Raw genomic sequence first — 13,300 nt, forward strand, 5'->3', positions numbered from 1 at the left:
CTTTCAATAATTATTTTCGATTTCTTATTTTTCATGAAATGACCTATTTGTCACTCTTTACTCAATGAAATCTATGATATAGTAAGTGGACAAATACTATAGCACTTTAATTAATTCTGCTAGGGGCAGCGATGACGGATATAAAGCAGCTTAGGGTGTGCGGTATTTATCTCCTCCCTAATCTTTTTACCATTGGTGCAATGTTTGCGGGTTTTTACGCAATTGTAGCCGCCATCAAGTGTCACTATGAAATAGCAGCTATCGCCATTTTTATAGCACTAATTATGGATGGTCTAGATGGTCGAATTGCACGCATGCTTCATGCTCAAAGTGAATTTGGAGTTCAACTCGATAGTTTGTCGGATATGATGAATTTCGGAGTCACGCCAGCTCTTGTGATGTATACCTGGTCGCTTAACGTGATGGGAAAACTTGGCTGGTTATCCGCTTTTATTTACGGAACTTGTACTGCCTTACGGTTAGCGCGCTTTAATGTGCAAGTTAAAAAAATCGATAAGCTTCATTTTCATGGACTGCCTACTCCAGCGGCAGCAGCTTTAGTAGCGAGTATAGTTTTGGTGTGTAGTGTCTACTACATTACTGGTGAAGCAATTGCTATACCTTTGTCAATAGCGGCGGTATTGCTTGGCCTGTTGAAAATCAGCACAATTCGGTACTATAGTTTTAAAAATTTCAGTTTACGCAATCGCATTTCCTTCTTAGCTGTTTTGGCGGTTGTTTTAATTTTGGTGCTTATTTCTTTTGATCCGCCGGATACTCTGCTGTTCCTTTGTATCACATATGTTGTTTCTGGCCCCATTGCAATTTTGTGGTCTTTACGTAATAAGAGCTGGCAGAAAAAAAAGAAACCTAAAACAGAAAAACATTCTCACTGATGGACTTAACACTTATCCAAAATACCATTCGATGGAGTCTCGCCGAGGATGTTGGTAGTGGCGATATTACGGCTGAGTTGATTCCAGAGGATTATTTGGCAAAAGCATCTATTGTTGCACGTGAGGATGCTATTATCTGCGGCGTTCCTTGGGTGGAAGCCATATATCAATACATTGATCCTGCTGTAAAAATCCATTGGAGAGTGAAAGATGGAACAATCATTAGTGCGGATCAGACGTTAGCGGAATTAGTAGGAAAAGCTCGATCTCTTGTCACAGCTGAACGAGCAGCACTCAATTGGCTGCAAACTTTATCTGGAACTGCCACAGAAGTAAGGCGATATGTTGAACAATTAAAAGGCACAACCACTAAGTTGCTAGATACTCGAAAAACTCTTCCCGGCTTGCGTTACGCTCAGAAATATGCTGTTCTTTGCGGAGGAGGTAGGAATCATCGCATGGGATTATATGATGCTTACCTCATCAAAGAAAATCATATCGTTAGTTGCGGTTCAATTACAAAAGCCATTCAGAAGGCACGAAATCATCATCCGGATAAACCAGTAGAAGTGGAAGTAGAAAATATCAATGAATTACATGAAGCACTAAGTGCGAACGCCGATATTATTTTGCTAGATAATTTTGATATTAATGAGATAGAACAAGCTGTTGTTATCAACCAAAATCAAGCAGAACTTGAAATTTCCGGAAATATAAATTTAGAAAATATTCGTGCAATTGCGGAAACGGGCGTTAATTTCATCTCGGTTGGAGCTTTGACGAAGCATGTTCGTGCCATCGATCTTTCGATGCGGATTTTTATCTAATTATTTTTCTCGTTACTTTACTTTTATTTATTTGTTCATTTGATCAGTTTGATTATTTTTGTTGATTTTTTTACACTAAAAAGATTCTTTGCACTAAAAGATCTCAATTATTTCAAGTAGTTCAAGATATAGTAACGAGATAGGCAATGGATCAAAAATAACGACTAAAAGAGCAGCTCTCAATGATGCTTTATTTAAGGAGATTGCAGTTTCTATTTTTATAATCCTGTTTCTATATATATTTCACTATATCATAGTAGCACAATCGGATATTTTTTTGGAAATACGAATAAGTGGTCTTGTCTAATCATCAGAATACAAGAAAGTCTATATCGATCTACATAACTTATAAACTCAGAGAAATTAAAATAAATAAGGAAATTTTTTAGTAGTAATCTTCTTGTTTTTCTGAGATCTAAATATTGTCAGCTTCATTATATTCCTACAAATATTAATAGTTAATTTCCTTTTACCTCTAAGTGAAACTGTACAATCAGATAAGTGCCCTAATACAATTGAAGAACGAATATAAATCTGAAATAATTAGATAGTGCTTAGGTAATCAGGTAATATTCGGATATTCTATGTTTCTCAGAATATGTTGTGCTGAAGCAGAATGAGAAGATCTCCATTGGTAAGTTTCCTTTTGTTGCGGACGACAAAGTCTATGCTATATTAGAAGTTCCGTTTATCTCTGTGCTTTGTACAGAAACATTTTCACTATTTGACGATGGGTCTCGTCCCCAAGGGGATTCGAACCCCTGTTACCGCCGTGAAAGGGCGATGTCCTAGGCCTCTAGACGATGGGGACCTCTCTGCTTTTTACTAACTTTATTTAATTCATGACCTTTTCGGCCTTCTTGCTTGTTAATGTTTATGGATTTAACTCCATTTGTTCTAGTCCCATCATTGAAAATCAGCGCTTATCAACAGCAAAAGCCGTTGTGCTACGTAGCTTTTTCAGCACAAGCTGGATGGAATGGAGCTAAGCGGGATCGAACCGCCGACCTCTTGCATGCCATGCAAGTGCTCTCCCAACTCTGAGCTATAGCCCCATTAAGAATTCGGCATTCTACGGATTGTTAAGCATTCCTGTCAATAGTCTGATTGTTTAACTTTACCTTTCTTTGTGTTGTTTATGGCAAGGGGATTTATATTCCGATGATGGGAGTATAGAATCGGATTCCCATCTCTAGTTACGGAGTTTAAATGAAACTTTATTGTGTTCGTCACGGCCATGCAGAACAATTACCCAATAAAAGTGGTGAACGACCACTTACTCAAAAAGGAATTGAAGAAATTAACAGAATAGCAACATACTTAGCCTATCGAGATGTACATGCTATACATGTGATGCACAGCGGTAAATTGCGTGCTCAACAAAGTGCTGTTATTTTAGCTGAGGCTGTAGCGAAAAATCAGCTGATAGAAGTCTGTGAGCTATTGGGATCAGATCATCAAATAGCATTACTCATCGATCGCGTTCAAGAGTGGCATGATGACACCCTGTTGGTTGGTCACATGCCTTGTATGTCACAACTGGTTAATACATTGATATTGGGTGACGATTATCCTGATATTTTACGTTTTACACCTGCAACCGTGGTCTGTTTAGAACAATTTGAAAACCGTTGGATTTTAAATTGGGTATTGCGTCCAGATTTAGTACCGCATCAAATGAAATAACCGTTTTGTTTCAGATTTGATTGTCTCGTTTTTATCATATTATTTTTATTTGCATAGATAAGAAACGATTATTATAACTACTGCTATCTTATATGACTCAGCGCCACCAAAACACTATTGAAAGTGAGCGTTATCAATGTCTTATGGTCTCTCCTAGGTTTATTCCCATATAATTTCTGATGCAGTGAGTACTGATTTGGTGGGAGTTAAAACGGTGTTTACTGCCTGGCTACTAGTGGTTTGTGGATAGTCCACGTTATAATGTAGGCCGCGACTTTCTTTTCTGTAGAGAGCGCTTTCTATAACTAGTGTAGCTATTGTAATTATATTACGAAGTTCAATAAGCGATTTGTTGAGTGGTTGATTGAGAAAAATGGTTTCAATTTCTTGAAGCAGTGGTTGCAATTCTTTTTTTGCCTTATTTAAACTTGCATTACTTCTAATGATCCCTACGTTATCCCACATAATTTTACGTACGTGTTGGATCAAGGTTTCAGCGGAAATGTTCTCCACCATTTCTGTAACGACAGGAATCCAGGACTTAATGCAATGCATGCTTTTTACTGGATTTTTTCTTTCTCGATAGTGCTTTTTAATAACACGTGCGCAATTGGCAGCAAAAACCAGACATTCCAATAACGAGTTACTTGCCATTCGATTAGCTCCATGTAATCCCGTACAAGCTACTTCTCCTATAGCATATAAGCCTGGAACGTCTGTTTGACCATTTAAATCCGTTATTACACCGCCACAAGTATAATGTGCAGCTGGGACAACAGGTAATGGTTCTTTTGTCATATCTAAATTAAATTTTAGACACATCGAATAAATAGTAGGAAAAGTTTTTTTAATAAAAGCAGCGGTACGATGACTAATATCTAGGTAAACGTAATCCAATTGATGATTTTTCAATTCCATATGAATAGCCTGAGCAACAATATCTCTTGGCGCCATTTCAGCGCGCTTATCATAGTGTGGCATAAAACGTTTGCCGTTGTTAGGTAATAATAAATAACCTCCTTCACCACGAACAACTTCAGTGATTAAATGATAATTAGCTCCAGGATGATAAAGACAAGTAGGATGAAATTGATTAAATTCCAAATTAGCTACGCGACATCCGGCGCGCCAAGCCATTGCAATACCATCACCGCTCGTGCAAGAGGGATTGCTAGTATGTAAATAGACAAAGCTAAAGCCTCCTGTCGCAAGTACTGTGTGTGTTGCATTAAGCACTAACATTTGCTGATGTTGATTGCTATATACTAGTGCTCCAATACAACGATTATGTTTGATATGTAAATCAATTACTGTATGGTTAGTAAAACAATCAATGTTCGGATGGTTTTTTACTTGTTCAGCTAACTTTGTTATGATAGCTGCTCCTGTCTTATCAGCAACGTGCAAGACTCGTCGTCGACTGTGCCCTCCTTCTTGTGTAAGATGATAATGATCACCCTCAGTAGAAAACTGCACACCTTGTTGTGTCAGCCATTCAATAGCTAATTTGGCTTGAGTTATTGTGGTTTTTACCACTTCAGTATTACATAAACCTCCTCCCGCGTTTAAAGTATCTTGAATATGAAGACCTACACTATCTTCATTGGCATTCATCACAGCGGCAATGCCTCCTTGAGCATGTGAAGAAGAGCCGGCAGTAAGACCATCTTTACTGACTATAGCAATATGTGCTCCGTTTGCCAGACTCAAGGTGAGCCCGAGACCCGCAGCACCAGTGCCGATGATCAAGACGTCATAAATAGGCATGAGTTTATTTGTTTTGTTATACTGTTTATACTACTGCTTATACTATATTGTAAGTGTTGTAAAATTGTAAGTGTTGTAAGGTGTGATTATAGCAGGATTAAAATCATCAAAAACTCAAATTGTGTAATCATGTCTATCACATTAAATTTTAGAGGTAAATTTTCTTATGGATGTAATGTTTTAACAAAGTGTTATTATGTATAGTATTATTATTACTGAATTTTTGATCTGAATCTAATTTTCTATATCCGCGAATCAAGGATACGTGCTATATTCTGGGGACAGTCTTTGCTACTTTCACTATTTTATAATACTATTTTTATGATAATAGTGCATCATGCATCTGCTGTTCTTACTTATGTCCATCTTATTATGTCCACAGTTATTATCATCTATACACTATATCTACACACTATCATTGATTTTGATGTTTGGTGTACAATTATACTCGGATTATCTATACGCCATTATAGAAACGAATTTTTAGAATGAATGCGGTTTTAACATTTTTGCTAAAGTTATTTAAATCCCATCACCTATGTTTTGAACCATGATGTGTATAATGAGCGGCTACTACAGAAGCTACGCAGCCAGTTATTTTTTTTCCCATCGGTATATGTAAAAATTCATTAGGGCCATGCGCATTAGAGAGCGGACCTAAAACTCCTGTGATCATAAATTGAGCTTTAGGAAACATGTGGCCCAACATGCCCATAAAAGGAATTGTACCGCCTTCACCGAAATAAGTTACCGGTTTTTTAAAGAATTGCTGAGAAGCTATTGCATTAGCTCGTGAGAGCCATGTACTTAAACGCGGTGCTATCCAGCCGGCTGCTATGGATTCAAAGTGAAAAGAGACTTTTGCATTAAAAGGGGGTTCTTTTTCGAGTATTGATTTCAGTACTTGTGCTGCTTTTTCTGTATCCAAGACTGGGGGAGTACGCAAGGACAATACAACACTCAAAGAAGGGATTATTACGTTTCCCGCATTTGTAACAGGGGGTAGTCCATCAAGGCCAGTCACGCTTAATTGTGGGCGCCAAAAAGTATTAAGTAATAATTCTAGAGGATCAGAAGCAACTGGTTTAACATTGGGTAAGAAAGGAAGATGTAAAGAGATTAACTGACTCATCCACTCAGCAATGCTTTTAGATTGTTCTCGATTTTGTTCTGAAATTGCTACTTTCAATGCGTCTACAGTGATAGCTCCAGTATGATTATCTTCTATGCGATCAAGTAGTTGACGCAAAATTAAAAAAGGAGAAGGTACAATACCGCTTCCTAAGCCTGAATGGATACCGTTTTTTAAGACTTCAATTTTTAATTCGCCGTTGATATTGCCGCGTAAGGAAGTGGTGCACCAAAGCTGTTCGTAGTTACCACAGCCACTATCTAAGCAAATAATTAAATTTGGTTTTCCAATACGATTTTTTAAATAACGTAAATAAGGAGGCAAATCAATGCTACCGCTTTCTTCAGAGGCCTCGATAATAGCGATACAGCGAGCATGAGGGATTTGATGACGCTGTAATGTCGCAATAGCTGTTAATGCAGCAAATACAGCATAACCATCGTCTGCGGCACCACGGCCATACAGTTTACCTTCTCTTAAAACGGGCTTCCATGGTCCTAAGTCTTTTTCCCAGCCTTTCATTTCTGGTTGTTTATCGATATGACCGTAGAGCAAAACGGTTTCATTAATCTGTCCTGGCATTTCGATGAATAAAAGCGGTGTGCGTTCGCTTAGTTGGATCACTTCCAATTGCAGATCTCTGATAGGCTGTTTTTGACACCAGGCGACGATCAACTGCATAGCTTCGTCCATATAACCATGCGCTTTCCAATTCAAATCATAAAAAATCGATTTATTTGGGATCTTGATATAGTTGATTAGTGCAGGAATGATACTTTTGTCCCAAGTGATAGAAATATCCTGATGAATTTTTTCGATGTTTTTTTCAAAAATTTGATTATTCATACGATTTCCTAATTTCTAAATTGTTAAGAATGATAAAGGAAAGCGTCGAAAATGTGAAGATTAGCTAAGACCAAACATCATCCATTGTAGGGTAGAACAGGAATAAAGTAAAGTTAAATGATAGAGATCATTGATAGATTCAGAAACTAATATGTGTGTAATTTATGCCGAAGTCTTGAGCTATAACTCATGGACGCAATAATTAAGTTCAACTAAAGCAGGATTGCAGAATTCCTCCCTAATTCTCTTTTTCTTAGCTGGTAAGTAATCACACTACTAAGTACAGATAACAAAACGCAGTAGAATATTTAAGTTTCGAGTAGATTACCAGCTGAATATTTGGTGCTTTTAGTATAAAGAAGGACGGATGGAAGTTCATGATCGTTATATCGATCTTTATATAGACGTCCTGATCAATAATTTTTGACGTAACAATGTACTTTCTAGCAATGTGCTTCTTTTGTTTACTAATAAAGTCTATATACAAGTAATCTACTGCATGGGTGTGGTTTTCGGCATTTGAATTTATTAAACATGGAACTTATTATTAGGTAAAAGCAAAACTGCAATTAAGAAAGTCATATTTCTGTTTTGTAATTAACTAAATTAATATCTAAAGGAATGTTTATTATTTGAGTTAAATGTAATGTTGTAAAGTAATCGTGATGAATAAAACTTATCAAATTGGATACCCATAAAATGAATATTTTGAAACACTATTGCAAAACATGTAGCTATTATCTATGTGTAGCTATATCGAACAACAGTACTAAAATTGTAAAGCAAGCAATTTGTTTGGTTTTATTCAAACCTCCATAGAGCAGAAATTGCGCAAAATTTACTTATTTGATAATTAAATGAAGATTTCATAGAAGCTTTTAGAACTTAACGAAGAATAAATTTGACGATGACTGGAGCTTCAAATATTACTGGTGAAATCAATTCTATATAAAACTTATTCTTGACTGATTCTTTATTATATCTGTATTCGTTAAGTTCTGCAGGCTTCGAAGCTCCAGTCATCGTCAAATTTATTCGATGCTTCAACGGCGGATCAATAAACAAATATCCTGGAAGCGCATTTGGGATTTTCACGCAATCATTCAACTGATATAACGTACAGTGTCTGTGCGAAATGCAATTAAGATTATTAATCGTAGCATCATGCGTTTATAAAAACAGGATGTGTCTACTTTTTGTTATTTCTTTAGCCATCTATATGTTTAATGATAGTAATCATTGCATTGACGCAATTATGTCTAAGAATATTGAATCGAAACCATAATTGCTTTTGTGTTTTTCATTCAGTTTATGAGCTATTCCCTTTTTTGCAGTATCTCACTGAAACGGCGTTACAAAACGTGTTGGAATTAGTAACTAAATGTAGTAAATCGATGGAAAAATCTTTTGAAAATTTATAAAAGATTTATAGGAGGTACGGTTATCTGAGGCATTTCCAAATTGGTTCAAGGTATTACTTTAACCGCTACTTTGTTGTTGGCTGTTAGCAATACAATGAAAATACTCTGTTGGCGAGCGGAAAACTAGATAGTTTGGGTTAATATATCACGAAATGTTAGAGATTTGATATTTACATAATGATTTAATTATTTTGGTCCAATTGTTACAATGTATCAGGAGTACGATTACAAGGCAGTTTTCATGTTTTAATATATTTTAATATAGGCTGGTTTTTTAATATATAGGTCCTAAACAAATAATCTAAGTACTTTACATAGTTGACTTTGGCTGTCGCTGAATGTGATTTATTATCAAAAAGAATAAAAACAGTGTGTATTACCAAATGAGCAGCACTGGCAGAACGCCAATGTAATCTTGACATCAAATATGTTTTAGCATAACGCTTTAGCATAACTGATCTGTTTAATATCGCTTAAAAGAAAGCGCGAATTAAAGGCACTGTGGATTGTTTAATCCGTTTGAAGCGTGTATGTCCAACAATTAGCTGCTATAAAACACTAGGTTATTCTATATCCTAAGAAACAATAAATTAAAGATAGAGCCAAAATAACCGGTTTTTTGGACGGTATGTTGAGATTAGTACCAATTACGCCTGTGTTTGTAGGAAGATTGTCTTGATTACACGACAAGCCTTAATAAAAAGTCTGGGTGCCTCTTGCACGAAAAAATAACCTTCATCTCTTAAGATAAGCGATCTAATAAACATTTTTATATTCAAGCCAGAAAAGAAGATGTTGCAGACAGTGAAGAAAACATCTTTGGCGATGATAGAGAGCTATTGCAATCTAGAATCATTAACCTACTTGTATAGTAGACTTTAATAGTAAGAGCATTAATGCATTAAGTGTATAATACAATTAAAAATATGTACTATGTAGGGGTAGGTTAAATCTGATATAGTGTGATTAAGCCAGCTAGACAGTCGCCCAGTTATGATACTAGTTATTGACTGGGAGGAAAGTCCGGGCTCCATAGGGCAAAGTGCCAGGTAACACCTGGGAGGCGAAAGTCTACGGAAAGTGCAACAGAAAGTATACCGCTGTCGAATGTCTCGACAGTAAGGGTGAAATGGTGCGGTAAGAGCAGCACCGCGTTCGTGGTAACACAAACGGCGATGGTAAACCCCACTTGGAGCAAGGCCAAATAAAAATCTTTGAATGTGTAGCCCGCACTCAGATTTGGGTAGGCTGCTTGAGGTGTGTGGTGACATACATCCTAGATAGATGACTGTCCATGACAGAACCCGGCTTATCGGCTGGCTGTTGCTTATTTTTTTAATTGGTGTCTGGTAAATTTTCTTTGTGCATCAAGAGAAGTTCTTTAGAAATGCATTTCAAAGAACTTTTTGATTAGGGTTATTTTTTGATAAAAGAAACGCAGTTCCTCCCTGAGAACGATATCTGTTAAAGAAGCTATCATGCTTTTTTGTATTACTAATATTAATTATGTATAAATTGAATGAAATAAGTCTATTATTTTCTTATTATCCAAAACCAGAATCAGTATAATGCTAAAATTCATAGTCTGTTTTATAAGCTTCAAAGTCATTTTTAACAGTAGTGATGTAATTTCACAAGAGATATCCCTTGTTAAGGAATTGTTCTACAATCAACTAAATATCCATTAAAATTAAGTGATAAGTAATAGAGAGCGATTTCTATAAAAAACGTTAACAACAGTTCATATAAACTGTTAAAGAGCATTTTTAAGAAATTAGATCTTAGTAAACAAAATTTTGTAGTTTTGAAATTAAAAAAAACAATCAAGAGTGCGGTAACGTACGAAAAACAGAGAGTTGATTTTGTTTAAACCATAGGAGTTTATATTTTCTTTATTAGTTGAAATATCATACAATTTGGAGGGTCCGTAATTTTAAAGACTAAGGATTATTGCAATGAATAGCTGCTAAGAGGTGTTTACCAATGAATGAAATACTAGATCGACTGCGTAGTAATATTGAGAATTTTAAAAAAACAGGCCTTTATAAGACTGAGCGGATCATTACTTCTTTACAGAATGCTGAAATTTCAGTAGATCAGAAGCTCGTTCTTAATTTTTGTGCTAACAATTATTTAGGTCTATCGAGTCATCCTGAATTAATTAAGGCAGGGCAAAAGGCACTTAAGGAATATGGTTTTGGGATGGCATCGGTACGTTTTATTTGTGGTACACAGAATATTCATGGAGAATTGGAAAAAAAGTCAGTCAGTTTTTAGGCACTGAGGATACGATTCTATATTCTTCCTGTTTTAATGCAAATGGTGGTTTGTTCGAAGCGCTTTTAGGTTCTGAAGATGCAATTATCAGTGATGAATTGAATCATGCCAGTATTATTGATGGCATTCGATTGTGCAGAGCGCAACGGTATCGTTATAAAAATAACGACATGCAAGATTTGCAAATGAAACTTAAGGAATCTAATAAGAAAGGTGCGCGTTATAGATTAATCGTAACAGATGGGGTTTTTTCAATGGATGGAACTGTTGCTGATTTAAAATCCATTTGTGATTTAGCGGATAAATATCATGCGTTGGTCATGGTTGATGATTCACATGCAGTAGGATTTATGGGTAAAAACGGACGAGGTACACCGGAATATTGTGGTGTCATGGATCGTATCGATATTCTGACTGGAACATTAGGGAAAGCTCTGGGTGGTGCGTCAGGAGGTTATACATCAGGTCACAAGGAAATTATTGAGTGGTTACGAAATTGTTCGCGTCCATATTTGTTTTCTAATTCTGTAGCTCCAGTCATTGTTGCTACTTCGTTAAAAATGTTTGAGCTGTTAAAAAGCGAAGGTCCACAATTACGTCAACAACTACAGGAAAACAGTCATTATTTTCGTATGGGCATGGAAAGATTAGGTTTTACTTTAATACCAGGTAATCATCCGATTATTCCCGTTATATTGGGAAGTGCACAATTGGCTATGAACATGGCAAATCAATTATTAAAAGAAGGTATTTATGTCATTGGGTTTTCTTATCCCGTTATACCTATGAATAAAGCACGTATTCGAGTACAGATATCGGCGATTCATACTAAGAATCAGTTAGACCAAGCCATTGCAGCATTTGACTATGTAGGAAAAAACTTAGGAGTAATTTAATTTCTTATTATTTACTGCATGGGTTTGCTTTCTATCGTGCAAGGACAAATTCAGACTTCGAATCTGGTAATATCTTTGGCTACTATATTAGGATAACGGAGTAAAATATGAAAGTACTTTCAAAATTAAAAGCAGAAGTAGGTATTTGGTTATCAGAGACAGAAATCTTGAGACCTACGCACAATGAAGTATTAATCAAAATTAAAAAAACCGCGATTTGTGGGACTGATTTACACATTTATAAATGGGATGAATGGGCACAAAGAACTATCCTAGTTCCTATGCATGTCGGTCATGAATTTTTCGGCGAAATAGTGGAAATAGGTGAGAGCGTTAGAGGTTTTTCTATTGGTGATCGGGTTTCTGGTGAAGGACATATTAATTGTGGTTATTGTCGCAATTGTCGTGCTGGGCAACGTCATTTATGTCGTAACACATTGGGTGTGGGTATCGATCGTCCGGGTGCATTTGCTGAATATTTAGTAATCCCTGCACAGAATGTCTGCAAGATTCCAGAAAAAATTAGCGACAATATAGCGGCTATCTTGGACCCTTTCGGTAATGCTGTTCATTCTGCGTTGGAATTTGATTTAATAGGTGAAGATGTTTTAATTACAGGTGCAGGTCCTGTAGGTTTAATGGCTGGTGCTATTGCACGTCGTGTCGGCGCACGCTATGTGGTAATCACTGATGTCAATGAATATCGTTTGTCTTTAGCAAAGAAAATGGGGGTGACTGTTACGGTAAATCCCATACAAACACCATTGACGAAAATAATGAAGTCATTGGGTATGACAGAAGGTTTTGATGTTGGATTAGAGATGTCTGGAAGCGCAGAAGCTTTGCGTAGTATGCTAATTGTTATGAATCATGGTGGAAACATTTCTTTCTTAGGGATTGCTCCTGAGTCTTTTGCTATCGATTGGAATGCAGTTGTCTTCAAAAGCCTGACGATTAAAGGTATTTATGGACGGCGTATGTTTGAAACGTGGTATAAGATGACCAATCTGTTACAAAATGGACTAGATATTTCTCCCATCATTACGCATGAATTTCCTATAAAAGATTTTCAAGAAGCATTTAATGTGATGCTATCAGGAAGGGCAGGTAAGGTAATTTTGGATTGGTCATAAAGGTTGTATTATGCATAAAGGTTGGAGGTGTACGCATGTTTCTTAGTATTATGAGGCTGGTATATGGAGTGTTCTTCCTATAGCTGCTCTTTCTACACAAAATCTCCTCCTGTAGTATAATCTCCTCCTGTAGTATATATATAGATTAACGACTATGTTGGGAAAGCGTTTGGGTATTTTATATTTCATAGCTTAAGTGCCTACCTATTACTGTTGATGTAAAGAGACGAATTGCTGTGCTAACACGATATCTCGATTTAAACGATATTGTTAATAAATGAAAGGGCGCCGTCTTTTGATTGATTGATATCCATTTTTAATGGGAAGAAATTAAGAAAAAAACTTGCATTGCGAGACAAAGCACAATGGAAAATGGTTTATGCTAAATAGTCGGCAAAAGCACTGCTGACAGATAGGGG

At 36.3% G+C, this 13,300-nt stretch carries 6 protein-coding genes, 2 tRNA genes, 1 other RNA gene and 1 pseudogene; 6 read left to right on the forward strand and 4 right to left on the reverse strand.

What is annotated here, in order from left to right; all coding sequences use genetic code 11:
• Window positions 1–131 precede the first annotated feature (131 nt).
• Entirely contained in the window at window positions 132–896 is a 765-nt protein-coding gene (gene pssA / locus CEAn_RS00910; protein WP_211923970.1) for a CDP-diacylglycerol--serine O-phosphatidyltransferase, read from the forward strand.
• Complete coding sequence (nadC, locus tag CEAn_RS00915) at window positions 896–1,723, forward strand: carboxylating nicotinate-nucleotide diphosphorylase (RefSeq protein ID WP_211923971.1); 828 nt, start codon at window positions 896–898, stop codon at window positions 1,721–1,723. Before pssA ends, nadC begins: the two co-directional genes overlap by 1 nt.
• A 738-nt stretch (window positions 1,724–2,461) precedes the next feature.
• On the opposite strand, the gene CEAn_RS00920 is transcribed toward nadC, so the two are convergent.
• Together CEAn_RS00920 and CEAn_RS00925 are read right to left on the reverse strand one after the other, a co-directional pair.
• Window positions 2,462–2,534, reverse strand: a tRNA-Glu gene (locus tag CEAn_RS00920).
• A 169-nt stretch (window positions 2,535–2,703) separates the two neighbouring features.
• Window positions 2,704–2,778, reverse strand: a tRNA-Ala gene (locus CEAn_RS00925).
• Between the two features lie 154 nt (window positions 2,779–2,932).
• On the opposite strand from CEAn_RS00925, the gene sixA reads away from it, so the two are divergent.
• Complete coding sequence (gene sixA / locus CEAn_RS00930) at window positions 2,933–3,409, forward strand: phosphohistidine phosphatase SixA (protein ID WP_211923972.1); 477 nt, start codon at window positions 2,933–2,935, stop codon at window positions 3,407–3,409.
• A 159-nt stretch (window positions 3,410–3,568) separates the two neighbouring features.
• Here sixA and nadB read toward each other — a convergent pair whose 3' ends face one another.
• A complete protein-coding gene (gene nadB / locus CEAn_RS00935) occupies window positions 3,569–5,176 on the reverse strand; it encodes an L-aspartate oxidase (RefSeq protein WP_211923973.1) in 1,608 nt (535 codons plus the stop codon).
• 532 nt (window positions 5,177–5,708) lie between these two features.
• Window positions 5,709–7,154 (reverse strand): M20/M25/M40 family metallo-hydrolase, encoded by a 1,446-nt coding sequence (locus CEAn_RS00940; RefSeq protein WP_211923974.1) that lies wholly within the window; start codon window positions 7,152–7,154, stop codon window positions 5,709–5,711.
• A 2,388-nt stretch (window positions 7,155–9,542) separates the two neighbouring features.
• Here CEAn_RS00940 and rnpB point away from each other — a divergent pair.
• The 3 genes and pseudogenes from rnpB (at window position 9,543) to tdh (ending at window position 12,881) form a co-directional block, all read left to right on the forward strand.
• Window positions 9,543–9,903: RNase P RNA component class A (gene rnpB, locus CEAn_RS00945), an RNA gene on the forward strand.
• A 655-nt stretch (window positions 9,904–10,558) separates the two neighbouring features.
• Window positions 10,559–11,748 (forward strand): annotated as a pseudogene (locus CEAn_RS00950) (glycine C-acetyltransferase).
• A gap of 107 nt (window positions 11,749–11,855) precedes the next feature.
• Entirely contained in the window at window positions 11,856–12,881 is a 1,026-nt protein-coding gene (gene tdh / locus CEAn_RS00955; protein WP_211923975.1) for an L-threonine 3-dehydrogenase, read from the forward strand.
• Window positions 12,882–13,300 lie beyond the last annotated feature (419 nt).

It is taken from the genome of Coxiella endosymbiont of Amblyomma nuttalli, assembly GCF_018107685.1.
GTDB lineage: Bacteria > Pseudomonadota > Gammaproteobacteria > Coxiellales > Coxiellaceae > Coxiella.